This window comes from Streptomyces sp. NBC_00582 (genome assembly GCF_036345155.1).
Classification (GTDB): Bacteria; Actinomycetota; Actinomycetes; order Streptomycetales; family Streptomycetaceae; genus Streptomyces.
This window is the reverse complement of record NZ_CP107772.1, coordinates 3100833-3125988: the sequence shown is the minus strand read 5'-3', so window position 1 is coordinate 3125988 and position 25156 is coordinate 3100833. Positions and strand designations below refer to the sequence as shown.

At 72.2% G+C, this 25156-nt stretch carries 23 protein-coding genes; 10 read left to right on the top strand and 13 right to left on the bottom strand.

Annotated features, from left to right (window positions below):
• Nucleotides 1-9: 9 nt before the first annotated feature.
• From OG852_RS13490 to OG852_RS13475, 4 genes are all read left to right on the top strand, one after another.
• Nucleotides 10-933 (top strand): LLM class F420-dependent oxidoreductase, encoded by a 924-nt coding sequence (locus OG852_RS13490; RefSeq protein ID WP_133914132.1) that lies wholly within the window; start codon nucleotides 10-12, stop codon nucleotides 931-933.
• A 102-nt stretch (nucleotides 934-1035) separates the two neighbouring features.
• Nucleotides 1036-1986: a DUF4232 domain-containing protein gene (locus tag OG852_RS13485; RefSeq protein WP_133914133.1), complete on the top strand. Its 951-nt coding sequence runs from the start codon at nucleotides 1036-1038 to the stop codon at nucleotides 1984-1986.
• Nucleotides 1987-2091: 105 nt separating this feature from the next.
• A complete protein-coding gene (locus OG852_RS13480) occupies nucleotides 2092-3561 on the top strand; it encodes a 3' terminal RNA ribose 2'-O-methyltransferase Hen1 (RefSeq protein WP_133914134.1) in 1470 nt (489 codons plus the stop codon).
• On the top strand, nucleotides 3558-6107 hold the full coding sequence (locus tag OG852_RS13475; protein WP_330348047.1) for a polynucleotide kinase-phosphatase: 2550 nt from the start codon (nucleotides 3558-3560) through the stop codon (nucleotides 6105-6107). The genes OG852_RS13480 and OG852_RS13475 overlap by 4 nt, the downstream gene beginning before the upstream one ends.
• Nucleotide 6108: 1 nt before the next feature.
• On the opposite strand, the gene OG852_RS13470 is transcribed toward OG852_RS13475, so the two are convergent.
• The 3 genes from OG852_RS13470 to OG852_RS13460 all read right to left on the bottom strand — a co-directional run bounded on the left by OG852_RS13470 (nucleotide 6109) and on the right by OG852_RS13460 (nucleotide 9366).
• Complete coding sequence (locus tag OG852_RS13470; protein ID WP_133914136.1) at nucleotides 6109-7197, bottom strand: Kelch repeat-containing protein; 1089 nt, start codon at nucleotides 7195-7197, stop codon at nucleotides 6109-6111.
• Between the two features lie 109 nt (nucleotides 7198-7306).
• Nucleotides 7307-8206, bottom strand: coding sequence for a hypothetical protein (locus OG852_RS13465; protein ID WP_330348046.1), 900 nt, complete (start codon nucleotides 8204-8206; stop codon nucleotides 7307-7309).
• Entirely contained in the window at nucleotides 8203-9366 is a 1164-nt protein-coding gene (locus OG852_RS13460; protein ID WP_330348045.1) for an SPFH domain-containing protein, read from the bottom strand. Before OG852_RS13460 ends, OG852_RS13465 begins: the two co-directional genes overlap by 4 nt.
• Nucleotides 9367-9523: 157 nt before the next feature.
• On the opposite strand from OG852_RS13460, the gene OG852_RS13455 reads away from it, so the two are divergent.
• Both OG852_RS13455 and argF read left to right on the top strand, forming a co-directional pair.
• A complete protein-coding gene (locus OG852_RS13455) occupies nucleotides 9524-10747 on the top strand; it encodes an arginine deiminase (RefSeq protein WP_133914139.1) in 1224 nt (407 codons plus the stop codon).
• Nucleotides 10748-10866: 119 nt separating this feature from the next.
• On the top strand, nucleotides 10867-11874 hold the full coding sequence (gene argF, locus OG852_RS13450) for an ornithine carbamoyltransferase (protein WP_133914140.1): 1008 nt from the start codon (nucleotides 10867-10869) through the stop codon (nucleotides 11872-11874).
• Between the two features lie 12 nt (nucleotides 11875-11886).
• Here the strand turns inward: argF and OG852_RS13445 are convergent, their stop codons facing one another.
• The 6 genes from OG852_RS13445 to OG852_RS13420 form a co-directional block, all read right to left on the bottom strand.
• Nucleotides 11887-12375, bottom strand: coding sequence for an ATP-binding protein (locus OG852_RS13445; protein ID WP_133914141.1), 489 nt, complete (start codon nucleotides 12373-12375; stop codon nucleotides 11887-11889).
• A 205-nt stretch (nucleotides 12376-12580) separates the two neighbouring features.
• The gene (locus tag OG852_RS13440; RefSeq protein WP_330348044.1) at nucleotides 12581-13795 is read right to left on the bottom strand and encodes a sulfate adenylyltransferase subunit 1; all 1215 of its coding nucleotides are present in this window, start codon (nucleotides 13793-13795) and stop codon (nucleotides 12581-12583) included.
• 2 nt (nucleotides 13796-13797) lie between these two features.
• Entirely contained in the window at nucleotides 13798-14700 is a 903-nt protein-coding gene (gene cysD, locus OG852_RS13435) for a sulfate adenylyltransferase subunit CysD (RefSeq protein WP_330348043.1), read from the bottom strand.
• Nucleotides 14697-15263, bottom strand: a complete 567-nt coding sequence (cysC, locus tag OG852_RS13430; protein ID WP_330348042.1) for an adenylyl-sulfate kinase — start codon at nucleotides 15261-15263, stop codon at nucleotides 14697-14699. Before cysC ends, cysD begins: the two co-directional genes overlap by 4 nt.
• Before the next feature lie 116 nt (nucleotides 15264-15379).
• On the bottom strand, nucleotides 15380-16192 hold the full coding sequence (locus tag OG852_RS13425) for a PaaX family transcriptional regulator (RefSeq protein WP_133914145.1): 813 nt from the start codon (nucleotides 16190-16192) through the stop codon (nucleotides 15380-15382).
• A 98-nt stretch (nucleotides 16193-16290) separates the two neighbouring features.
• Nucleotides 16291-16485 (bottom strand): DUF5999 family protein, encoded by a 195-nt coding sequence (locus OG852_RS13420; RefSeq protein WP_133914146.1) that lies wholly within the window; start codon nucleotides 16483-16485, stop codon nucleotides 16291-16293.
• Nucleotides 16486-16718: 233 nt separating this feature from the next.
• Between OG852_RS13420 and OG852_RS13415 the strand changes: the two genes are divergently transcribed.
• Entirely contained in the window at nucleotides 16719-17150 is a 432-nt protein-coding gene (locus OG852_RS13415) for a DUF6299 family protein (RefSeq protein WP_330348041.1), read from the top strand.
• 84 nt (nucleotides 17151-17234) lie between these two features.
• Here OG852_RS13415 and OG852_RS13410 read toward each other — a convergent pair whose 3' ends face one another.
• The 4 genes from OG852_RS13410 to OG852_RS13395 all read right to left on the bottom strand — a co-directional run bounded on the left by OG852_RS13410 (nucleotide 17235) and on the right by OG852_RS13395 (nucleotide 21317).
• Nucleotides 17235-18266, bottom strand: coding sequence for a LacI family DNA-binding transcriptional regulator (locus tag OG852_RS13410; protein WP_133914148.1), 1032 nt, complete (start codon nucleotides 18264-18266; stop codon nucleotides 17235-17237).
• A 90-nt stretch (nucleotides 18267-18356) separates the two neighbouring features.
• Nucleotides 18357-19193, bottom strand: coding sequence for an ATP-binding cassette domain-containing protein (locus tag OG852_RS13405; RefSeq protein WP_133914149.1), 837 nt, complete (start codon nucleotides 19191-19193; stop codon nucleotides 18357-18359).
• On the bottom strand, nucleotides 19190-20185 hold the full coding sequence (locus tag OG852_RS13400; RefSeq protein WP_133914150.1) for an ABC transporter permease: 996 nt from the start codon (nucleotides 20183-20185) through the stop codon (nucleotides 19190-19192). Before OG852_RS13400 ends, OG852_RS13405 begins: the two co-directional genes overlap by 4 nt.
• Nucleotides 20186-20294: 109 nt before the next feature.
• Nucleotides 20295-21317 carry a sugar ABC transporter substrate-binding protein gene (locus OG852_RS13395; protein ID WP_133914151.1) on the bottom strand — a complete coding sequence of 341 codons (1023 nt, stop codon included), beginning with the start codon at nucleotides 21315-21317 and terminating at the stop codon, nucleotides 20295-20297.
• Between the two features lie 240 nt (nucleotides 21318-21557).
• Between OG852_RS13395 and OG852_RS13390 the strand changes: the two genes are divergently transcribed.
• The 3 genes from OG852_RS13390 (at nucleotide 21558) to helR (ending at nucleotide 25144) form a co-directional block, all read left to right on the top strand.
• Complete coding sequence (locus OG852_RS13390; protein WP_330348040.1) at nucleotides 21558-22532, top strand: carbohydrate kinase family protein; 975 nt, start codon at nucleotides 21558-21560, stop codon at nucleotides 22530-22532.
• A gap of 15 nt (nucleotides 22533-22547) precedes the next feature.
• A complete protein-coding gene (locus OG852_RS13385) occupies nucleotides 22548-22841 on the top strand; it encodes a putative quinol monooxygenase (RefSeq protein ID WP_330348039.1) in 294 nt (97 codons plus the stop codon).
• A gap of 125 nt (nucleotides 22842-22966) precedes the next feature.
• Nucleotides 22967-25144, top strand: coding sequence for an RNA polymerase recycling motor ATPase HelR (helR, locus tag OG852_RS13380; protein WP_330348038.1), 2178 nt, complete (start codon nucleotides 22967-22969; stop codon nucleotides 25142-25144).
• Nucleotides 25145-25156 lie beyond the last annotated feature (12 nt).

Genomic DNA, 25156 nt, shown 5'->3' with positions numbered 1-25156 from the left:
ATGGGGGGCATGGATCTTCGTATCTTCACCGAGCCCCAGCAGGGCGCCACCTACGACACCCTCCTCACCGTGGCGAAGGCCACCGAAGACCTCGGCTTCGACGCCTTCTTCCGTAGCGACCACTATCTGAAGATGGGCGACGTCGACGGTCTGCCCGGTCCCACGGACGCCTGGATCACCCTGGCCGGCCTCGCCCGTGAGACCCGCCGCATACGCCTCGGCACGCTCATGACCGCCGCCACCTTCCGGCTGCCCGGAGTTCTCGCCCTCCAGGTCGCGCAGGTGGACCAGATGTCCGGCGGCCGGGTCGAACTGGGCCTCGGCGCGGGCTGGTTCGAGGAGGAGCACACCGCGTACGGCATCCCCTTCCCGAAGGAGAAGTTCGGCCGCCTCGAGGAGCAGCTCGAGATCGTCACCGGCCTGTGGGGCACCGAGCCCGGCAAGACCTTCGACTTCCACGGCGAGTACTACGACCTCACCCGCTCGCCCGCGCTGCCCAAGCCCGCACAGCCCAAGATCCCCGTGCTGATCGGCGGCCACGGAGCGAGCCGCACGCCGCGTCTGGCGGCCCGGTTCGCCGACGAGTTCAACATGCCCTTCGGCTCGGTCGAGGACAGTGAACGCCAGTTCGGCCGAGTGCGGGCGGCCGCCGAGGAGTTCGGCCGGGACGCCGACACCATCACCCTGTCCAACGCGCTCGTCGTCTGCGTCGGCAAGGACGACCGGGAGGTCGCCCGCCGTGCCGCCGCCATCGGCCGGGAGGTCGACGAACTGAAGACCAACGGACTGGCCGGCACCCCGGGCGAGGTCGTCGAGAAGATCGGCCGCTACGCCGAGACCGGCGCGCGCCGCTTCTACCTCCAGGTCCTCGACCTGCACGACCTCGACCACCTGGAGCTGATCTCCGCCGAGGTGCAGTCGCAGCTGTCGTAGCTCCACGGCGGGGCGGCGCGTCCGGTGATCTGTGACACGCCTGTGACTGGAACTATGGCCTCCGCCACAGTCCGTACGGGTCCCTCCTGATGAGGTGACCGGATGCGCCCACCCCGCACCCTCCGCCGCCCCCGCCTCCTGCCGGCCGTCGCGGCCGTGCTCCTGCTCGCCACGGCGTGCGGCACGGAACGCGCGGGCGACGACACCGGCGACGGCGTGGGAGCCGCCTCCCCGGCGCCCCGCACCCCGGTCACCGCCCCGCCCGTGGACGGGGTGCGGATCACCGCCGTGACCATCCCCTCCGCCACCCCCACGCCCCGTGCCTCCGACTGGAGCGTCCACGCCGACAGCCTCCCCGGCGACTCCGGCGTCTCCGCCGCCTACGAGGTCACCAACGACACCACCGGGGCGCTGACGTACACCGTCCTCTTCGACTTCACGACGAGCGCGGGCGAGGTCATGGGCAACCAGCGGGTGACCGTGCCGGACGTGGGCGCGGGCAGGACCGTGCGGGGGACCGTCGACCTGGGGGTCCTCGCCCCGGGCGCCTCCCCGGTGACCACCGTGAAGGTCTCCCGGGTCACCAAGGTCCCCGCGGCCGAGGCCCCGGCCGGGGCGGGTGTCTGCCCGGCCTCCGGGATCCGGGTCACCGCCGACGACGGCGATGCCGCGATGGGCCTGCGCGTCGTCGGACTGCGCCTGGAGAACTGCGGCGAGAAGGACTACACGCTCGACGGCTACCCCCTGCTCACCCTCCTCGACGAGGACCGCGCCCCGGTCGAAGGGGTGCGGATCCTGCACGGCGGCGCCGGCATCACCACGGGCACCGGCTACGACGACCCGCCCCGCGCGTTCACCCTGAAGCCCGGCGAGAGCGCCGTCTCCGGCCTGGTCTGGCGCAACACCACCGACGCCGGCACGGACCCCGTGAACGTCCCGTACGTCCGGATCCGCGCGACCTCCGGCGCCGCACCGGTCACCCTCACCCCCCACCTCGACCTCGGCACCACCGGCAGGCTCGGTGTCGGCGCCTGGAAGCCGGCCGAGCGTTAGCCGAGAAATTCCCCCGCCCCCGGACCCGCACCTCTGTACGTTGGAGCTGCGCACAAGCGCACGACCAGCGCTTTCGCTCCTTCCCGACCTTTCGAGGCACCCACCGTGTTCCTGACGATCACCACCACCGGCACCCCCGAACGCCCCGCGACCGACCTGGGCTACCTGCTGCACAAGCATCCCGGGAAGGCGCAGGCGTTCTCCACGTCCTACGGCAAGGCCCACGTCCTCTATCCCGAGGCCGAGGCGGAACGCTGCACGGCGGCGCTGCTGCTGGAGGTGGATGCCGTGGCGCTGGTCCGGCGCGGCAAGGGCAAGGGCCGCGGCGGCGCCCCCGACGCGGCGCTCGCCCAGTACGTCAACGACCGCCCGTACGCGGCCTCCTCGCTGCTGGCCGTCGCGCTGAGCGGCGTCTTCTCCAGCGCGATGCGGGCCGTGTGCGCCGCGAAGCCCGAACTCCCGGCGCAGCCCCGGCCGTTGCGCATCGAGGTGCCCGCGCTGCCCGCCCGCGGCGGCCCCGCCCTCGTGAGCCGGCTCTTCGAACCGCTCGGCTGGACGGTGACCGCCGACCCGGTGGTCCTCGACACCGCGTTCCCCGAGTGGGGCGACTCGCGGTACGTACGGCTCGTCCTGGAGTCGGAGGCGCTCACCCTCGCCGAGGCGCTGCGCCACCTGTATGTGCTGCTGCCGGTCCTCGACGACGCCAAGCACTACTGGGTCGCCTCCGACGAGGTCGACAAGCTGCTGCGGGCCGGTGAGGGCTGGCTGTCCGAGCACCCCGAGCAGCGGCTGATCACCAGCCGTTATCTGTCCCGCCGCTGGTCGCTGACCCGGCAGGCGATGGAGCGGCTGGAGCTGGTGCGGCTCGCCGAGGCCGACGACAGCGCGGTCGAGGACATCGACAACGCGGTCGGGGCCGAGGCGGAGACCGAGGAGAAGCCCACCCCGCTGGCCGTCCAGCGCCGCGACGCGATCCTCGAGGCGCTGCGCGCCGGCGGTGCCGCCCGGGTGCTCGACCTCGGCTGCGGCCAGGGCCAGTTGGTGCAGGCGCTGCTGAAGGACCCGCGGTTCACCGAGATCGTCGGCGTCGACGTGTCGATGCGCGCCCTCACCATCGCCGCCCGTCGGCTGAAGCTGGACCGGATGGGCGAGCGCCAGGCGTCCCGCGTCCGGCTCGTGCAGGGTTCGCTCGCGTACACGGACACCCGTCTCAAGGGCTACGACGCGGCCGTGCTCAGCGAGGTGATCGAACACCTCGACCTGCCGAGACTGCCCGCCCTGGAGTACGCGGTGTTCGGCGCGGCCCGCCCCCGCACGGTCCTCGTGACCACCCCGAACGTCGAGTACAACGTCCGCTGGGAGTCCCTCCCGGCCGGACACGTCCGGCACGGCGACCACCGCTTCGAGTGGACCCGCGAGGAGTTCCGCGCCTGGGCGACCGCGGTCGCCGAACGGCACGGCTACACCGTGGAGTTCGTCCCCGTCGGCCCGGACGACCCCGAGGTGGGCCCGCCCACCCAGATGGCCGTGTTCACGGCCCGCACCACGAACGAGAAGGAGGCGAAGGCGGCATGACCGAGACAGCGAACAAGGGCCGGGTGCTCCCCGTCACCGACCTCTCCCTCGTGGTGCTGATCGGCGCCTCGGGCTCGGGCAAGTCCACCTTCGCGCGCCGGCACTTCAAGCCCACCGAGGTCATCTCCTCCGACTTCTGCCGCGGCCTGGTCTCCGACGACGAGAACGACCAGAGTGCGACCGGGGACGCCTTCGACGTCCTGCACTACATCGCCGGCAAGCGGCTCGCCGCCGGCCGGCGCACCGTCGTCGACGCCACCAGCGTCCAGCAGGACGCCCGCAGGCAGCTGATCGACCTGGCCAAGCAGCACGACGTACTGCCGATCGCCATCGTGCTCGACGTGCCGGAGGAGGTGTGCGCCGAGCGCAACGCGGCCCGCACCGACCGCGCCGACATGCCGCGCCGGGTCATCCAGCGCCACACCCGCGAACTCCGCCGCTCCCTGCGCCACCTGGAGCGCGAGGGCTTCCGCAAGGTGCACGTCCTGCGGGGCGTCGAGGACGTGGAACACGCCACCGTCGTCACCGAGAAGCGCTTCAACGACCTGACCCACCTCACCGGCCCCTTCGACATCGTCGGCGACATCCACGGCTGCGCCGCCGAACTGGAGTCGCTGCTGGCCACGTTGGGCTACATCGACGGCGTCCACCCGCAGGGCCGTACGGCCGTCTTCGTCGGCGACCTCGTCGACCGCGGCCCGGACAGCCCCGGGGTGCTGCGCCGGGTGATGTCCATGGTGAAGTCGGGCAACGCCCTGTGCGTCCCGGGCAACCACGAGAACAAGTACGGCCGTCACCTCAAGGGCCGCAAGGTCCAGCACACCCACGGACTCGCCGAGACCGTCGAGCAGATGGCGGGCGAGAGCGAGGAGTTCCGCGCCGAGGTAAGGGAGTTCATCGACGGACTGGTCAGCCACTACGTCCTCGACGGCGGCCGGCTGGTGGTCTGCCACGCCGGTCTGCCGGAGAAGTACCACGGCCGCACCTCCGGCCGGGTCCGCTCGCACGCGCTGTACGGCGAGACGACCGGCGAGACCGACGAGTTCGGGCTGCCGGTGCGCTACCCGTGGGCGGAGGACTACCGGGGCCGGGCGGCCGTCGTCTACGGCCACACGCCCGTCCCGGAGGCGACCTGGCTGAACAACACCATCTGCCTGGACACCGGTGCCGTCTTCGGCGGCAAACTGACCGCGCTGCGCTGGCCGGAGCGCGAACTGGTCGACGTACCGGCGCAGCGGGTCTGGTACGAGCCGGTGAAGCCGCTGCGGTCGGAGGCGCCCGGTGGGCACGACGGGCGGCCGCTCGACCTGGCGGACGTCCATGGCCGCCGGATCGTCGAGACCCGCTACGACGGCCAGGCGCGGATCTCGATCCGTGAGGAGAACGCGGCCGCCGCCCTGGAGGTCATGAGCCGGTTCGCGGTCGACCCACGGCTGCTGCCGTACCTCCCGCCGACCATGGCGCCCACGGCGACCAGCCGGGTCGAGGGGTATCTGGAGCATCCGGAGGAGGCGTTCGCGCAGTACGCCGCGGACGGCGTGGAGCGGGTCGTGTGCGAGGAGAAGCACATGGGCTCGCGGGCGGTGGCCCTGGTGTGCCGCGACGCCGAGACGGCGCGCAGGCGTTTCGGCGTCGATGGCCCCACCGGGTCGCTGTACACCCGTACGGGTCGCCCGTTCTTCGACGACGCGTCGGTCACCGAGGAGATCCTCGGCCGGGTGCGCTCGGCGGTGGACGCGGCCGGCCTGTGGGACGGGCTCGACACGGACTGGCTGCTGCTGGACGCGGAGCTGATGCCGTGGTCGCTGAAGGCGTCGGGGCTGCTGCGGTCCCAGTACGCGGCGGTCGGCGCGGCCTCGGGGGCCGTCTTCCCGGGCGCGCTGGCCGCGCTGGAGGGGGCGGCTGCGCGGGGCGTCGACGTCGGCGACCTGCTCGCCCGGCAGCGTGAACGCGCCTTGGACGCGGCCGCGTTCACGGAGGCGTACCGCCGCTACTGCTGGACGACGGACGGTCTGGACGGTGTGCGCCTGGCCCCCTTCCAGCTCCTCGCCGTCCAGGGCCGCAGCCTCGCGGGCCTGCCCCACGACGAACAACTGGCCCTGCTGGACCGGCTGGTGGAGCACGACACCACCGGTCTGCTGCAGACCACCGGCCGGCTGTACGTCGACACCGCCGACCCCGCCTCGGTGCGGGCCGGCGTCGACTGGTGGCTGGAGATGACCGGCCGGGGCGGCGAGGGCATGGTCGTCAAGCCGCTCGGCGCCCTGGTCCGGGGTGGCGAGGGACGGCTCGTCCAGCCCGGCATCAAGTGCCGGGGACGGGAGTACCTCCGGATCATCTACGGCCCGGAGTACACCCGCCCCGACCACCTCGCCCGGCTGCGGGGACGCTTCCTGAACCACAAGCGTTCGCTGGCGATCCGCGAGTACGTGCTCGGTCTTGAGGCCCTGGACCGCCTCGCCGAGGGCGAGCCGCTGTGGCGCGTCCACGAGGCGGTGTTCGGGGTGCTGGCCCTGGAGTCGGAGCCGGTGGACCCGAGGCTGTGAGTCAGCGTCCGGTGGTCACCGGGGGGTCGAGGGCCTCCAGGGTGGCTGCCGGGCCGCCGTCACGGTAGCCGCCGGCGAAGTAGACGCAGTTCCCGGTCGACCCCGGTGGACACGGGAGAGCCGCGGCTCCGGCGTATCCGCGGGGTGCCGGCAGCGACGGCAGGCTGGTCCAGAGGCCGGAGGCGGGGTGGTAGGACTCGGCGGTGTCCACGACGTCGGTTTCGTTCGCCCCGCCCGTCGTGTAGAGACAGACCCCCTGCTGACCCGGGGGGCAGCCCGTGGCGGCCACGCCCAGGCCTTCCCTGGGCGTCGGCAGCGACGCCACCTTGCTCCAGGAGCGGGTGACCGGGTTGTAGGCCTCCACGGTGCCGACGACGTGGTTGTTGTCGTCGGATCCGCCCACCGCGTAGACGCAGGTGCCCGTCTGCCCGGGCGGGCAGGGGGCGGACGCGGCGCCCAGGTTGTAGCGGGGCGCGGACAGCGGTGAGAGCGTGGTCCAGGACCTGGTGACGGGGTTGAAGACCTCCGCGCTCGCCAGGACGGTGGTGCCGATGCCACCGAACACGTAGACGCACGTTCCGGTCTGCCCCGTCGGGCAGGGCGCGGAGGCCGTCCCGAAGGCCGCGCGGCCCGTGGTCAGGGAGGTGGTGCTGCCCCAGGAGTTGACCGCCGGGTTGAAGAAGTTGACCGAACGGCTGCCCCCGCTGCCGCCGAGGGCGTAGAGGCAGGTCCCGGACAGTCCGTCCGGGCAGGGCGCGGCGGCCGCCCCCAGGCTGCTGCGGGCGCTCGGCAGATGCGGTAGCAGGGACCAGGTGTTGGAGCTCCGGTTGTACGACTCCACCGTCGCCAGATTTCCGTTGTTGTAGCCGCCGACCGCGTAGAGACAGCTCCCGGTCTGCCCGCGGGGGCAGGGCGCCGCGGCCGAGGCCACGTCGTAGCGAGCCGTGGGCAGCGACGGCAGCGTGAGCCAGTTCAGTCCGGTGCGGGCACCGGCGGGCAGCATTCCGCACAGCACCGCGACGGCGGCGAGGACCCCGGTCAGGGCGCAGCGGGCGCGCCACCTTCCCGGGATCGTATGTATGGGGGGCACGGCAGGCTCCTGTCAGCGAGGGGGCGGGTTACCGGAGATGTCCCACGCCCCTGGGGTGACGCGCCGCCCCGGCCCCGTATTTCGCCCTATCGGCTCACGGTCCGCGGTCTCAGCCCACCAGCCGCAGGCGCTCCCCGCACACCCCCACCCGTACCGTCTGTCCCCAGGTCAGCTCCACCGCGTCGCTCTCGATGCCGTCCCCGAACGCGACGATCCGCTCGGACTCGACGGTGAGGGTCAGCCGGCCCCCGGCGGTCAGCTCGCCCGCCACGCACGAGGTGCCCGTCGCCGGTGACGGCCAGGCCTCCCGTACGAACCACACCAGCCGTTCCTCCGTCGGCGCGGGCAGCCGGAGGCGTCCGCCCCGCTCCTGCCACACCGAACGGATCCAGCCGGTGGCCCCCGTGCCGGTGCCGACGAGCACCCCGGAGGAGGCCTGGGCCTCGACGACACCCCCGTCGTCCTCGAGGCCCAGGCGGTAGCGGGCGGTCTGGTGACCGGCGGCGCCCAGATAGATCTCGTTGAGGGCCAGCAGCCGCTGGGTGTCGTCGGCGACGGCCTCGACCATGGTCAGTTCGGACACCCCGGTGGCGGAGGCGGACACCGAGGACAGCAGCGCCCCGGCGTCGCGGGGGCGGTGGCGGACCAGGACGCCCGGGTTGCGGCCGGGGTCGCTGTCGACGCCGACCACGGGCTGCCCGGAGAGGTACTTGGCGACGTTCGCCACCAGACCGTCCTGGCCCACCACGATCACCACGTCCTCGGGCGCGAACAGGAAGCGGTCCAGGTCGGCCCGCTCCACCTGCGTCCGACGCCAGGTCAGGGGGATCGCCGAGGTCACCTCCGCGAGCGCGCGCCCGGTGCGGCGGTGACGCTGCGCGACCTCCTCGATGTCCCGGCCCCGTGAGGAGAGGAAGAAGGCGGCCTGGCCGTGGGTGCCGTGCCGGGCCACCAACTCCTCGTACTCGGTGGTGCGGTGGACCAGCACGGCCCGGGGGGCGAGGCTCACGGCCGGGCCCCGAGCTTGGCGAGCAGCCCGGTCAGCACGTCCGGCGAGACGGTCACGCTGTCGATGTGCGGCAGGTTCTCCGCGAGCCGGGTACCGGTCAGCGCGTGCAGGGTCGCGACGTCGACGTCCGCGTGGACCCGCAGCCAGGCCGCCTGGGCCTGCGCCCGCGCCTCGCCGACCTCGCGGGCCGCCTCGGCCTCCGCCCGGGCGAGCCGTACCGCACGGGCCGCCTCGGCCTCGGCGAGCTTCACCGTGCGCGCCGACTCCGCCTCGGCCAGCCGCTCCGTGCGCCGGGCCTCGGCGTCGGCGAGATGCACCTGCTTGGCCGCCTCGGCCTCGGCGAGCTTCACCGAGCGGGCGGCCTCCGCCTCCGCCAGCCGTACCGTCCGGGTGGCCTCGGCCTCCGCCCGTACCCGGTCCGCCGCCGCGGTCTCCTCCGCCTCCCGGCGGGCGTTGGTGCCGCGCTGCTCGACCAACTGCTCCTCCCGGCGGGCGAGTTCGATGCGGCTGGCGAGTTCGTTCTCGGCGATGGTCCGCTCCCGCTCGACCGCCACCGCCCGCCGCTCGTACGTCGCCCGGTCGGCCTCCTGCTGGATCTGCTCGCGGGCCGGGGTGCGCAGCGCGCGCTCCACCTCCGGCTCCGGGCGCAGCGCCATGACGCGTACGGCGACCACCTCGATGCCGGTCGCCGGCAGGCGCGGTTCCGCCGCCAGCCCCGCCGTGACCCGCTCCCGTACCGCCGTCACCCCGTCGACCAGCGCCGCCGACAGCGGTGTCCGGGCGAGGACGGCCAGCGCGTGCTGCTGGGCGGTCTCGGTGAGCAGGGTGCCGAGCTGCTCCAGGGGCGCGCCGCGCCAGACACCGGTGTCGGGGTCGATGGAGAAGTCGAGCCGGGCGGCGGCCACGGCGGGGTCGCTGATCCGGTAGGTCACCGTGGCCTGCACGGTGACGTCCTGGAAGTCGACCGTGCGGGCGTGGAAGGTCATGGTCAGCTCACGGTCGTCGACCGGCACCTCGGAGAGCGCCGCGGTGAGCGGGCGGAACCAGAAGCTGAGTCCGGGGCCGTCGTGCACCAGGGTGCCCGAGCGGTGGTGGCGGATGTGTGCCGTCGGGGCGCCGCGCAGATGGCGCAGGCCCAGCCGGCGGGTGATGTCGGCCATGAGAGGTCCCCCCTCGCCTTGTGCGGGCCACTCGGCCCGATTTTCGTCAGCACGACGATAATCGGAACGATCACTTGTCGTCAAGAGGACGAAAACAAGCGGTTGCGAAACAGCGCAAGAGCGGGTGAAGGCGGGCGCCGATGGTCAGGATGGAGACATGGGATTCCATGTCGACTCCGAGGCCGGGCGGCTGCGCCGCGTCATCCTGCACCGGCCGGATCTCGAGCTCAAAAGGCTCACCCCCAGCAACAAGGACGCACTGCTCTTCGACGACGTGCTGTGGGTGCGCCGGGCGCGCGCCGAGCACGACGGGTTCGCCGACGTCCTGCGGGACCGGGGCGTCGAGGTCCATCTGTTCGGCGATCTGCTCGTCGAGGCCCTGGAGATCCCGGCGGCCCGCGCGCTCGTCCTGGACCGCGTCTTCGACGAGAAGGAGTACGGGGTGCTCGCCACCGACCACCTCCGGGCCGCCTTCGAGAACCTGTCCGCCGCCGACCTGGCCGAGAGTCTCGTCGGAGGTATGACCAAACGGGAGTTCCTGGAGGCCAACCCCGAGCCGACCTCCGTGCGCTTCCATGTCATGGAGCTCGACGACTTCCTCCTCGCCCCGCTGCCCAACCACCTCTTCACCCGCGACACCTCCGCCTGGATCTACGACGGCGTCGCCGTCAACGCCATGCGCTGGCCCGCACGGCAGCGGGAGACCGTGCACTTCGAGGCGATCTACCGGCACCATCCCCTGTTCCGCGCGGAGATGTTCCACGTCTGGTCCGAGGGGCAGGCGGACTATCCGTCGACCATCGAGGGCGGCGACGTCCTCGTCATCGGCAACGGCGCCGTGCTCATCGGCATGAGCGAGCGGACCACTCCGCAGGCCGTGGAGATGCTCGCGCACAAGCTGTTCGCCGCGGGCTCGGCGCGGACCATCGTGGCCCTGGACATGCCGAAGCGGCGGGCCTTCATGCACCTCGACACCGTGATGACGATGGTCGACGGCGACACCTTCACCCAGTACGCCGGCCTCGGCATGCTCCGCTCGTACACCATCGAGCAGGGCGTCGGCGAGAAGGAGCTGAAGGTCACCGACCATCCGCCGGAGCACATGCACCGCGCGATCGCCGCCGCCCTCGGCCTCGACGAGATCCGGGTGCTCACCGCCACCCAGGACGTGCACGCGGCCGAGCGCGAGCAGTGGGACGACGGCTGCAACGTCCTCGCCGTCGAACCGGGCGTCGTCGTCGCCTACGAGCGCAACGCCACCACCAACACCCATCTGCGCAAGCAGGGCATCGAGGTGATCGAGATCCCGGGCAGCGAGCTGGGCCGGGGCCGGGGCGGGCCGCGCTGCATGAGCTGCCCGGTCGAACGGGGGGCCGTGTAGCCCACCAGGGGACCGGGGGACCGGGGGACCGGGGGACCGGGGGAGGCCGGGGCTGTATAGAAATGCCGCTTGTCGTATAGACTTCCACGGTCCCGTTCTCGTACCTCTGGAGCGCCCCCATGGCGACTGTCCCGACCGCCCTCGCCGGCCGCCACTTCCTCAAGGAGCTGGACTTCACCGGGGAGGAGTTCCGCGGGCTGATCGAGCTGGCCGCCGAGCTGAAGGCCGCCAAGAAGGCCGGGACCGAGGTCCGGCACCTGCGCGGGAAGAACATCGCGCTGATCTTCGAGAAGACCTCGACGCGCACCCGCTGCGCGTTCGAGGTCGCCGCCGCGGACCAGGGCGCCTCCACCACCTACCTCGACCCCTCCGGCTCGCAGATCGGCCACAAGGAGTCCGTCAAGGACACCGCGCGCGTCCTGGGCCGGATGTACGACGGCATCGAGTACCGCGGCGACAGCCAGCACAAGGTCGAGGAGCTCGCCGCCCACGCCGGGGTGCCCGTCTACAACGGCCTCACCGACGACTGGCACCCCACCCAGATGCTCGCCGACGTCCTGACGATGACCGAGCACACCGCGAAGCCCCTGACGGACATCGCCTTCGCCTACCTCGGCGACGCCCGCTTCAACATGGGCAACTCCTACCTCGTCACCGGCGCCCTGCTCGGCATGGACGTGCGGATCGTCGCCCCCAAGACCTACTGGCCCGCTCAGGAGATCGTCGACCGGGCCCTGGAGCTGGCCGAGACCAGCGGCGCCCGCGTCACGCTCACCGAGTCGGTCACGGAGGGCGTGCTCGGCGCCGACTTCGTCGCCACCGACGTCTGGGTGTCCATGGGTGAGCCCAAGGAGGTCTGGGACGAGCGGATCGCCGCCCTCGGCCCGTACGCGGTGACCATGGACGTCCTGCGCGCCACCGGCAACCCGGACGTCCGCTTCCTGCACTGTCTGCCGGCCTTCCACGACCTCGGCACCAAGGTGGGCCGCGAGATCTTCGAGGCCCACGGCCTGGACTCGCTGGAGGTCACCGACGAGGTCTTCGAGTCCGTCCACTCGGTCGTCTTCGACGAGGCGGAGAACCGGCTGCACACCATCAAGGCCGTCCTGGTCGCCACCCTCGCCTGACCCGGGGCCGCCTCACTCGGGCCGCGGCCGCCACTGCGGCGGCACCACGGCCAGCCGGAACCACACCGCCTTGCCCTTGTCGGTGGGGCGGTGCCCGCACGACGAACTCAGGGCGCGGATCAGCAGCAGCCCCCGCCCGTGCTCCTGCCAGGGGTCGGGCTCCGCGCCCGAGGGCCGGGTGAGGTCGCCCGGCGGCATCGGATCGTGGTCGTGCACCTCGACCTGGCAGCCGCTCGGCCGCAGCTCCACCACCAGCTCTATCGGGGCGTCCCCGACGGCGGTGTGCTCCACGGCGTTCGCGACCAGCTCGGCCGTCAGCAGCTCCGCGGTGTCCCGGTCCGCACCGTGCTTCAGCTCCGCCAGCGCCGTACGGACCAGTGCACGAGCCACCGGCACGGCCGCGGCGGAGTGCGGCAGTGCGATCCGCCAGGAGGCGGCCGAGTCGGAGGGGCGATCTTGCAAGGCGAGTCCGTTCTTGGCGCAGGGTCCCGTGATCGACATCAGGCGGTCCTGCTTTCAACTTCAGGAATGGTACGGCTAACGGGTGGCTTACCCCGCCCAACGCTCCCTCTCGCCTGCCTGCTCCCGTTGTTACCGCGTTATTGACGAGCGGTGACACTGCGGGGGGCCGTACCGGGCCGCACAGGAGAAAACCGCCCTCCCGGCAGGGAAGGGCGGTAAGAACACTTACCCCGGAACGCCTGTCTCAGCCGAGCTCCACCATGCCCGCCGTGAGCGTCGCCCCGTCGGCCGGATCGATCAGGATGAACGCACCGGTGCGCCGCGACACCCCGTAGTCGTCCAGCGCGAGCGGCTCCGCGGTGCGCAGGGTGATCCGGCCCAGGTCGTTCACGGCCAGCCCGGAGGCCCCGCCGAGGTCCTTCACGAGCGCCTTGACGGTCCGCGTGGTGTGCTTGAGCAGCACCCGGTCGCCGACCCGCAGCGGACGGTCGGCCAGATGGCACACCGCCGCCCGCACGTCCCGGGTGAGCGTCGGCCCGCCGGCCCCCGCCGTGATCATGTCCCCGCGTGAGACGTCCCGCTGGTCCGCCAGCCGCACCCCTACCGACTGCGGCGCGTACGCCACCTCGACGTCCGCACCGAGTACGTCGAGGGCGGCGACCTCGGAGGTCTCCCCGGACGGATGGACGGTCACCCGGTCGCCGACGCGCAGCGCGCCCGACACCAGCTGGCCCGCGTAGTGGCGGACCTCGCCGTGCCGGATGACGTACTGCACCGGGAACCGGGCGGGCGCGTCGGCCGGCCCGGTGCCGACCGGCACGTTCTCCAGGAACTCCAGCAGGGCCGGACCGGCGTACCACTCCATGTGCGCCGACCGCTCGACCACGTTGTCGCCGGCGAGCGCCGACACCGGGATCGGGGTGAAGCCGGGCAGCCCGAACTCGGACGCGTCCGCGGCGAATTCCTCCACGATCCGCTCGAAGACGTCCTGCCGGTAGTCGACCAGGTCCATCTTGTTGACGGCGAGCACGACGTGCGGGACGCGCAGCAGGGCCGCGATCGCCGCGTGCCGGCGGGTCTGCTCGACCACGCCGTTGCGGGCGTCGACCAGGATGATCGCCAGCTCGGCCGTGGAGGCACCGGTGACCATGTTGCGGGTGTACTGCACATGGCCGGGGGTGTCGGCGAGGATGAACCGCCGCCTGGGCGTGGCGAAGTAGCGGTACGCCACGTCGATCGTGATGCCCTGCTCGCGCTCGGCCCGCAGCCCGTCCGTGAGGAGGGCCAGGTCGGGCGCGTCCTTCCCGCGGTTGCGGGACGCGGTCTCCACGGCCTCCAGCTGGTCGGTGAGGACCGACTTGGAGTCGTGCAGCAGCCGGCCGACGAGGGTGGACTTGCCGTCGTCGACGGAACCGGCGGTGGCGAACCGGAGCGTGTCCACGGTGAGGTGTGGCGTCATGACTAGAAGTACCCCTCGCGCTTGCGGTCCTCCATGGCGGCCTCGGACATCTTGTCGTCGGCGCGGGTGGCGCCGCGCTCGGTGAGCCGGGAGGCGGCGATCTCGGAGATCACCTTCTCGATGGTGTCGGCGTCGGAGTCCACCGCGCCGGTGCAGGACATGTCGCCGACCGTGCGGTAGCGGACCTGCCGCTTCTCCACGGTCTCGGCCGGCCCGGGCCCGCCCCACTCGCCCGCCGTGAGCCACATCCCGTCCCTCCGGAACACCTCGCGGTAGTGCGCGAAGTAGATGTCGGGCAGGGCGATGTCCTCGCGGGCGATGTACTGCCAGACGTCGAGCTCGGTCCAGTTGGACAGCGGGAAGACGCGGACGTGTTCGCCGGGTGCGTGGCGGCCGTTGTACAGGTTCCACAGTTCGGGCCGCTGCCGGCGCGGGTCCCACTGCGAGAACTCGTCGCGCAGGCTGAACACGCGTTCCTTGGCGCGGGCCTTCTCCTCGTCGCGGCGTCCGCCGCCGAAGACCGCGTCGAACCTCTCCGCCTGGATCCTCTCGGTGAGCGGCAGGGTCTGCAGCGGGTTGCGGGTGCCGTCGGGCCGCTCGCGCAGCACGCCGCGGTCGATGTAGTCCTGCACGGAGGCGACGTGCAGCCGCAGCGCGTGCTCGGCGACGACCCGGTCGCGGTACTCCAGCACCTCGGGGAAGTTGTGCCCGGTGTCGACGTGCAGCAGCGAGAAGGGGATCGCGGCCGGGGCGAACGCCTTCAGCGCGAGGTGCAGCATGACGATGGAGTCCTTGCCGCCGGAGAACAGGATCACCGGGTTCTCGAACTCGCCCGCCACCTCGCGGAAGATGTGCACCGCCTCGGACTCCAGGGCGTCCAGATGCGAGAGCGTGTACCCGCTCACACCAGCCCCCGTTCCGTCAGCAGCGTGTACACCGCGTCCGCCGACTCCCGAGGCGTCTGCTCCTGCGTCGGCAGGACGAGCGCGGGGGCCGCCGGCACCTCGTACGGGTCGTCGACCCCGGTCAGCCCGCTCAGCTCACCCGCCGCCTGCCGGGCGTACAGACCCTTCACGTCCCGCTCGCTGCACACCTCCACCGGGGTGGCGACATGCACCTCGAGATACGGCGTCCCGCTCTTCTCGTGCCGCAGCCGCACCGCCTCGCGGCTGTCGGCGTACGGGGCGATGACGGGGACGACGGACAGCACGCCGTTGCGCGCCAGGACCTCCGAGACCAGCCCGATCCGCTGCACGTTGGCGGTGCGGTCGGCGCGGCTGAAACCGAGACCGGCGGAGAGGAAGCGGCGGATCTCGTCGCCGTCCAGGACCTCCACGCGGTGTCCCTCGGCCTTCAGCCGCTCACCGAGCAGGCGGGCGATCGTCGTCTTGCCGGCGCTCGGCAGTCCCGTGAGCCAGACCGTGGCCCCCTGGGCCCTCGGAGCGACGGCCCTTGGCGTGCTGGTCATCCGCAACAGTCCTCTTTCCTACCCGGCGTACAACCCGTCGAACGGTAGGTAAGGAGTCTGAGAGGAGTTGTTGAGGAACCTGATGTTTGGCTGAGTGACGCCCGGTGTCCACGGGATCACACCCCGGCGAACTCCGCGCCCGCGTCCCGCAGTCGCTCGTGCAGCCCGTGGAACACGGCCGCCGAACGGGCCCCCGGCCAGTCCCCCGGGAGCAGCCGGGCGGGCAGTCCCGGGTCGGCGTACGGCAGATGGCGCCAGGCGTCCAGGGCGAGGAGGTAGTCCCGGTAGGCCTCCTCGGGCGGGGTGTCCGGCCGTTGCCGCCAGGACCGCAGCACGCTCTCCTGGTGGTCGAGGAACGCCTTGTGCTGCCCGGCGATGGCCGTCAGGTCCCACCAGCGGGCGACCGCCTCGACGGTCGGCGCGAAGCCGAGGTGCTCACCGCGGAAGAAGTCGACGTAGCCGTCGAGCCCCAGCCGTTGCAGGGTGTGCCGGGTCTCCTCGTACAGCCGGGCCGGGGCGATCCACACGCCCGGGGCGGCCGTGCCGAAGCCCAGTCCGGCCAGCCGGGAACGCAGGACGTGCCGCTTCTGCCGCTCCGACTCCGGTACGGAGAACACCGCGAGCACCCAGCTCTCGTCGGCGTCCGGCGCCCAGGCGTAGACGCGCCGGTCGCCGTCGTCGAGCAACTGCACGGCCTCGGGGGAGAGTTCGTACCCGGCCGCGCCCTGCGCGGTACGGGCCGGCAGCAGCAGCCCGCGCCGTTTCAGACGGGACACCGAGGAGCGTACGGAGGGGGCGTCGACGCCGACCGCGGCGAGCAGCCGGATCAGTTCGGCGACGGGCAGCGGGCCCGGCGCGAAGCGGCCGTAGGCGCCGTAGAGCGTGACGATGAGAGACCGAGGTGCGGGCTGGTCGGACACGTTGATCATTTTAGGTCGTCGCCGTCACGGCCGGTCACCATCGGTGTCACGGCCGGTGTGACCTTCGTCGTGCCCGCGGACCACGCCTCGCGAGGGGCGGGGCGGACTCAGGCGGCGACGGTCAGCCGGTCGGCCGGGACGCGGTGGGGGGCCACCACACGGCCGTCGGGGAGGAGTTCACCGGAGTCGTCGAAGACGATCGTGCCGTCGCACAGCAGGTTCCAGCCCTGTTCCGGGTGGGCGGCGACGACGTGCAGGGAGTGGGCGTCGGCCGAAGCGGCGGCGAAGGAGTGGGAACACATGGCGCACCTCCACGTCGGTGCGGGCCGGCCGTCCGGTCGGCCTCGCGTGGAACGACCATGCGCCCGCACCCGCGGGCACCGCCAGAGTGCCGCGGGAAGCGTGACAGCACCAGGACAACTCCAGGACCGTTCGCCGACGACCGGTGCGGACTCGCCACCGAAGGAGTGACGGTCACGGCTGCGGGCCCGTCCTCCCGGTACCAGTGGAATCCCCCCACCACAGGAGGTCTTCCATGTTGCTTCGCCCCGCTCTGGCCGCGGCGGCCGGTGCCGCCCTGTTCCTGCTCGCCGTGCCGGGCCAGGCCGCCACCGCCGACACGACCGAGGCCCTCACCGTCGACGTGGTCGGCACCATCGCCCCCGACGGCACCGTCGCCCTCTCCGGCACCTACCGCTGCCTTGGCAGCACCGGACCGGTCTACATCAGCTCCAACGTCCAGCAGGAGGCCGACGCCATCCGCTACGGCATCGGCGGCAGCCGTGCGGTGTGCGACGGCGCCCTGCACACCTGGCGGAACACCGGCCCGACCCGCTCGGCCGGCCTGAAGCCCGGCTCCGCCCATGTGGAGGCCACGATCACGGAGCTCGAGCCCCATGGCGGCCTGCCCCTGCCCCGCTTCCACGCGCTGCGCCGGCAGGACATCACGCTGGCCGCCCAGGGCTGACGGTGCGGCGCGGACCCGGTGCGGACGCGACCGCGCCGGGTCCGCGGGAGCTCCACCGGTTCTCGGGCCGTGCGGCCGGGCCGGTCAGCGGCGGGCGAGCGCCGGCGCCGGACGTTCCCCCGACCCCCGGACGATCAGGCGGGTGGGCACGGTGAGCGTGCGGGCGCGGGAGCGGTCGCCGTCGAGGCGGGACAGGGCCGTGGTCGCGGCGGTGCGGCCGATCTCCTCGGGGTCCTGGGCGACGACGGTCAGCGCCGGTTCGAGCGCGTCCGCGAGGGCCACGTCGTCGAAGGCGACGACGGCCACGTCCTTGCGCCGGCTGCGGGCGAGTTCGGTCACTATGCCCAGCGCGACGATGTTGTTGCCGGCGAACAGGGCCGTGGGCGGATCGGCCAGTTCCAGCAACTGCGCGGTGGCCGCCGAGGCCCCGTGCTGGTCGTGGGCGTTGGTGACGAGGGAGCGGTCGTCGGGCAGACCGGCCTCGCGCAGCGCCTCGCGGTAGCCGGCCAGCCGCTCACGGCGGGTGTAGAGCTTCACCGGGAGGTCCCCGATGAAGCCGATCCGGCGGTGACCGTGGGCGATCAGATGGGCGACGCCGTCGTGGGCGCCCGAGCGGTTGGTGCTGACGACGCTGTCGGTGGCGAGGCCCGTGCCCGGCCGGTCGAGGAAGACGACGGGCAGCCCGCCGGCCCGGTGGGTCTTGAGGTGGGAGTGGTCGGCGCCGACGGACGGCACGACCATCAGGACGCTCACCCGGCGGGCGAGGAACGTGGCGGTCAGGGCGCGTTCGCGGGCGGGGTCGTCCGCGGAGGACCCCATGAGGAGGGTCAGTCCCCGGTCGCGGACCGTGTCCTCGATGCTGCTGGCCACGGCCCCGAAGAAGGGGTTGCCGAGGTCGGGGATGACGAGTCCGACGGTGGTGTCGGGTCCGCCGACGCGGATGTTGCGCGCCATGAGGTTCGGCTGGAAGCCCAGCCTGGCCACGGCGGCGAGTACCTGTTCCCTGGTCTGCGCGGAGGCGGGTCCGTCCTCGTTGAGGACGCGGGAGACGGTCTTGGCGCTGACACCCACTTCACGGGCGACATCGGCCAGGGTGGGGCGGCGGTTCGCTGCCATGGAGGTGCGGGTCTCCTGTGCTCGTCGGTTCCGCCCGCGGCCTCGGGCAGAACCTTGGAGTCGAATCGTGTCGCCAGAACCTGTGGGGTCCTAGCCGGCCTGGACTCCCGCGGCCTTGGCGGCCTCGGAATCCGTCACGACAGTATCTCCGGCCGCGTCCACGGTGAGTGCGCCGGTCATGATGGCGACGACCTCGGCCATGGAGTAGTCGGAGGGCTTGATCACGGCGGCGCGCCTGCCGAGGCGGTGGACGTGGATCCGGTCGGCGATCTCGAAGACGTGCGGCATGTTGTGGCTGATCAGGACGACCGGCATGCCCCGGTCCCGGACCCGGCGGATCAGGTCCAGGACCTGGCCGGACTCCTTGACGCCGAGGGCGGCGGTGGGCTCGTCCATCACGACGACGGAGCGGGCCCAGGCCACGGACCGGGCGACCGCCACGGCCTGCCGCTGTCCGCCGGAGAGGGTCTCCACCGACTGGGTCAGCGAGCGCAGCCCGATCTTCAGATCGGCCATGTGCTCGGCGGCCTCCTGCCGCATCCGCTTCTTGTCGAGCATCCGGAAGACGGAGCCGAGGACACCGGGGCGCCGTAGTTCCCGCCCGAGGAACATGTTCGAGGCGATGTCCATCGAGGCGGCCACCGCGAGGTCCTGATACACCGTCTCGATGCCGTGGGCGCGGGCGCTCTGCGGCCCGGAGAAGGTGATGGGCTCTCCGTTGAGCCGGATCTCTCCCGCGTCGGGCGCCACCGCGCCGGTGAGCGCCTTGATCAGGCTGGTCTTGCCGGCGCCGTTGTCGCCGATGACGGCGAGGACCTCACCGGGCAGCAGGTCGAAGTCGGCGCCGTCGATGGCGGTGACATGGCCGTAGCGCTTGACCAGACCGCGGGCCTGCAGGACGGGGGTGGGGGAGTCGGTGGCGGTCATCGGGCCTTCTTCCGGGAGATCTGGTCGACGGTCACCGCGAGGATCACCAGCACACCGGTGATCAGGGTCTGGTAGATGGAGGCGACGCCCATCAGCTGCAGCCCGTTGCGGAAGACACCGACGATGAGCACGCCGATGAACGTGCCGAGGACCGAGCCCCGGCCGCCGAAGAGGCTGGTCCCGCCGAGGACGACGGCGGTGATGCTGTCGAGGTTGTCGGTCTGGCCGGCCTGCGGGTCGCCGACCCCGGTGCGCGAGATGAGCAGCAGGGCCGCGACGCCGTAGAGCAGACCCGCGACGCTGTAGATGCCGATGGTGAGCCGGGAGGTGCGGATGCCGTTCAGCCGGGCGGCTTCCTGGCTGTTGCCGAGGGCGTAGACGTGCCGGCCCCAGCCGGTGCCGCTCAGCGCGTAGGCGAAGGCGAGGAAGAGGGCGATGGTGACGAGGGAGCCGTAGGTGATGTCGGTGTGGCCGAGCGGGAAGGTCTCCCCGAGGGCGGTCAGCGGCGCGGGCAGGCTGGTGACCGTCTGTTCCTCGGAGTAGATGTGGGTCAGCGCGAACGCCACGTTGAGCATGCCGAGGGTGACGATGAACGGCGGCAGCGGGATCTTCTGCACCAGCAGCCCGTTGACCAGTCCGAAACCGCCGCAGACGGCGATGCCCAGCGCGATCGCGACGAGCGGGGGAAGGGACCCCTGGGCGGCCATTTTCGCGATCACGATGCTGCCGAACGCCATCACGGCGCCGCAGGACAGATCGATGCCGGCGGTGAGGATGATCAGGGTCTGCCCGATGGCGAGGGTGCCGACGACCATCACCTGCTGCACGATCAGCGAGAAGTTCCCGCCCGTGAGGAACTGGTCGGTGGAGAAGGAGAAGAAGGCGCAGGCCAGGAGGAGGGCGACCAACGGGCCGGTGGTCGGTGCCGTGAGCAGTCTGCGGGCCGTGGTCGGTGCCTTGAGCTCGGCGTACGGCGTGGTCGTGGCTGTCATGCGAAGTCCTTGTCGGAAGACAGAAGTCCTTGTCGGAAGAGACAGGCCCGGCGGGGGAGGGCGGCCCGTACGACGCGGGAGCGCGCCGTACGGGCCGGGCGCGGGCGGCTCAGCCCCAGCAGTTCTCCAGGCCGAACGCGGTGTCCTTGGAGTCGACCCCGGTCTGCGCCTTGTCGGTGATCAGGGTGACGCCGGTGTCGGTGTACCCGGAGGCCTTCTTGCCGTCCTTGGCGTACGTCACCACGGCCTTGACGCCCTCGGCGGCCATCTTCAGCGGGTACTGCTGCGAGGTCGCGGCGATCTTGCCGTCCTTGACGGCCCGGGTGCCGGTGCAGCCGCCGTCGACGGAGACGATCAGGACGTCCTTCTCCCGGCCCTTGGCCTTCAGCGCGGTGTACGCGCCGAGGGCGGCCGGCTCGTTGATCGTGTAGACGACGTTGATGTCCGGCTCCTTCTGGAGGCAGTTCTCCATCGCCGTCTGGCCCTTGGCCTGGTCGCCGCCGGTGTCCTGGGCGCAGACCACGTCCTTGTCGGTGGCGCCGAAGCCCTTGAGGAAACCGTCGTGCCGCTGGACGCCGACGGAGACGCCCGGCGCGAGGTCGAGGGTGGCTATCTTCGCGGTCTTGCCCGTCATCGCCGCCTTGGCGTACTCGCCGATGAGCTGCCCGGCCTTGAGGTTGTCGGTGGCGAAGAGGGCGTCGACCGCGCTCTCCGGCTCGGTCGGCGTGTCCAGCGCGATGACCAGGACGCCCTTGGCGCGGGCCTTCGCGATCGCGGGCACGATGGCCTTGGAGTCGCTCGGGGTGATCAGGATGCCCTTCACCCCGGAGGCCACCATGTTCTCCATGGCGGTCACCTGACCGGCGTTGTCCCCGTCGAACTTGCCTGCGGCGGTGACCAGTTGGGCGCCGTTCTCCTTGGCGGCCTGCTCCGCGCCCTCCTTCATCTTCACGAAGAACGGGTTGGTGTCCGTCTTGGTGATCAGACCGACCTTGACGCTGCCCGAGCCCGATCCGGAGCTCGCGGAGTCCGAGCCGGAGCCGGACCCGCAGGCCGTGAGGGTCAGGGCCGCGACGCCGGTGACAGCGGCGGCTCTGAGGAGGGAGGTGGACAGGCGAGAGGTGCGAGACATGAACGACTCCTGCGGGATTGCGAGCGGCGCGGCCGGCATCGAGGGATGCCGTCCCGAGTTGTCATCGTTGACTTATGTCATCGTTGACACTGCATGGCGAGGATGATGGACTCCGTCTCCCGGAAACGTCAATGCCCTCCACGCGTCACGAATCAGCAACGTCCGCCGGCCGTCGGCACCGCCGCACGGCCACCGTCCCACGGCTGCCGTCCCACGGTCGCCGGCAGAGAAGAGCAGCCCATGAGCCCGCGTCAGATCATCGTCCTGGGGGAGTGCGTCGCGGACGCGTTCACCCAGCCCGCGAGCGCCCCGAACGAACTCGCCCTGCGGGTCCTGCCGGGCGGCGGACCAGCCAACACGGCCGTGTCGCTGGCCCGCCTGGGCACCCCCGCCCGCTTCCTGGCGCGCCTGTCCGGCGATGTCTTCGGGCGGCTGTTCCGCGCCCATCTGGAGGCGTCCGGGGTGGACCTGTCGTACGCCGTCGAGGCCGCCGAACCCAGCACCCTCGCCGTGGCCGAACTCGACGACCGCGGCCAGGCCGCCTTCTCCTTCCACGCCCAGAACACCGCCGACTGGCAGTGGACGCCGGACGAGCTGGCCCGCGTGGACCTGTCCGGCACGGCGTGCGTGCACACCGGTTCCCTGGCCCTGGTCCGCGCGCCCGGCGCGGCGGCCGTCGAGGACTTCCTGGCCACCGCCGCCTCCCGGGCGACCGTCAGCATCGACCCCAACGTGCGCCCACTCCTGGTCGCTCCCGACGTCTACCGCGCCCGGCTGACCCGCTGGTGCGCCCTCGCCGACATCCTCCGGCTGAGCGAGGACGACCTGCACCTCCTGCTCCCCGGCACCCCGCCCGAGCGGGCCTGCGACCTCTGGCACGCGGCCGGGGCACGGCTCGTCGTGATCACCCGCGGCGCCGAGGGCGCCCTGGCCTCGCTCGACGGCGCACGGGTGCGGGTGCCCGCGGTGACCACCGAGGTCGTCGACACGGTCGGCGCGGGCGACTCCTTCACCGCCGGGCTGCTGCACCACCTCGGCGAGCGCGGCCTCCTCGGCGGCCGGCTCACCGGCCTCCGCCTCGACGACGTCGCCGAGGCCTGCCGCTTCGCCGCCCGGGTCGCCGCCCTGACCTGCTCGGTCGCCGGCCCCAACCCGCCCTGGCGGAACCGGCTGGAGGAGCTCGTCCCCCCGTTCACCGACGCAGTCCGCGACTGAAAGGACCCACGGACCATGACGAAGACACTGCTCGCCGAGTTCACCGCACGCGAGGGCGCCGAGGACGAGGTGGCGCGCCTCGTCCTGGAGTACGCCCGGACGGTGCGCGAGGAGGAGGGGAACCTGGCCTTCGAGGTGTACACCAGGGCGGCCGTCCCGCGCGCCTACTGGATCTTCGAGGTGTACCGGGACGAGGACGCCTTCCAGGCGCACCTGCGGGCCCCGTACGGCGGCCCCTTCAACGCGGCGCTCGTCCCGCTGATCGAGGAGGACGCCTCGGTGCTGACGTTCCTGGATCCGGTGACATGACGAACGAGAGGGGGAAGACCCACCTCTCGCCACTGACAACCTATAGCGCACCGGGGGGCTTGCGGCAAGGCCCCCCTCGTACCGCAAAATCGCAGGCCGTGGCCGGAATTCTGCGAAAAAGGGGTATGCACCAAGTGCCTGTACCGAGCGCGTTCGACCTTCCCGACCAGCTCTCCCACAAGGCCGATCCGGCGCTGATCGCCGCGGACGAACGGCACTTCGCGGCGATCGCGGAGTGCCTGGAGCAGTCGATCGCCGAACTGTCCGACCGTCTCGACGCGGAGCTCAGGGCGCCCGGCGGCACCGGTCGGCAGGCGATGGACCGGGACATCGAGGTCCATCGCCTGACCGGCCGGCTGCGGACCCTGCGCCGGTTCGGACTGGACCTGTGCCTCGGGCACATGGCCGGCGAGGACGGCTCCGCACCCGTGTACGTCGGCCGGCTCGGTCTCACGGACAGCGAGGGCCGCCGACTGCTGATCGACTGGCGCTCCCCGGCGGCCGAGCCGTTCTTCGCCGCGACCCACGCCGACCCGATGGGGCTCGCCAGCCGCCGCCGCTACCGCTGGACCCGGGGCCGGATCAGCGACTACTGGGACGAGGTGTTCACCGCCGAGGGGTTCGAGGGCCACGCCGCCGCCCTCGACGACCAGTCCGCCTTCATCGCCGGCCTGGGCGGCGACCGGTCGGAGCGGATGCGGGACGTGCTCTCCACCATCCAGGCCGACCAGGACGCCATCATCCGGGCGGGCTCGCGCGGCGCCCTCGTCGTCGACGGCGGCCCGGGCACCGGCAAGACCGTCGTCGCCCTGCATCGCACCGCCCATCTGCTCTACTCCGACCCGCGCCTCGGACACCGCCGGGGCGGCGTGCTGTTCGTCGGCCCGCATCGCCCCTATCTGTCGTACGTCGCCGACGTCCTGCCGAGCCTCGGCGAGGAGGGCGTCCAGACCTGCGTCCTGCGCGACCTCGTTCCCGAGGGGGCCGGGGCGGCCGTCGAGACCGACCCCGGGGTGGCCCGGCTGAAGGCGTCCGCGGACCTCGTGAAGGCGATCGAGAAGGCGGTGCGGTTCTACGAGGAGCCGCCCGCCGAGGGCATGACGGTCACCGTCGACCTGACCGACGTACGGCTGACCGCCGCCGACTGGGCCGAGGCGTTCGACGCGCCCGAGCCCGGCACCCCGCACAACGAGGCCCGCAACCAGATCTGGGAGAAGCTCGTCGAGATCCTGCGGGACCGGTACGACGGCGACGACCTCCCGCCCGAGCAGTTCCGCCGGGCGCTACGACAGGACAAGGAGCTCATCGGGACCCTCCAGCGCGCCTGGCCGCTGCTGGAGGCGGCCGACCTGGTGGGGGACCTGTGGTCGGTGCCCGCCTATCTGCGGATGTGCGCTCCCTGGCTGAGCCCCGACGACGTACGACGGCTCCAGCGCGCCGACCCGCAGGCCTGGACGGTGTCCGACCTGCCGCTGCTGGACGCGGCACGGCAGCGGCTCGGCGACCCGGAGGCGGCGCGGCGCACACAGCGGAACAAGGCCGTCCTCGCCGCCCAGCGCGAGCGCATGTCCCACGTCGTCGACAACCTGATCCACGCCGTGGCCGACTCCGGCGCCGACGGCGACGACGGCGAGGGCCTGGTGACCATGCTGCGCGGCGCGGACGCCCGGGTCAGCCTGGTCGACGAGTCCGAACTGCCCGTCCTCGCCCCGGATCTCCTCGCCGGCCCGTTCGCGCACATCGTCGTCGACGAGGCCCAGGAACTCACCGACGCCGAATGGCAGATGCTGCTCTCCCGCTGCCCGTCCCGCAGCCTCACCATCGTCGGCGACCGCGCCCAGGCCCGGCACGGTTTCACCGAGTCGTGGGGCGCACGCCTCGAGCGGATCGGCCTCGACCGGATCGACCTGGCCTCCCTGTCCGTCAACTACCGGACACCGGCGGAGATCATGGCGGAGGCCGAGCCGGTCATCCGGGCCGCGCTCCCGGACGCCAACGTCCCGACCTCGATCCGCAGCAACGGCGTCCCCGTCGTCCACGGCTCGGTCGCGGATCTGGACGCGACCCTCGACGCATGGCTCGCCGCCCACTCCGAGGGCATCGCCTGCGTCATCGGCGCCCCGTCCTTCCCCGGGACACCCCGCGTCCGCTCCCTGCCCCCGGAACTGACCAAGGGCCTCGAGTTCGACCTGGTCGTCCTCGTCGAGCCCGAGACGTTCGGCACGGGCGTGGAAGGAGCCGTCGACCGCTATGTCGCGATGACCCGCGCCACCCGGCAACTCGTCGTCCTGACGGGCTCCTGACGGCTCCTGACG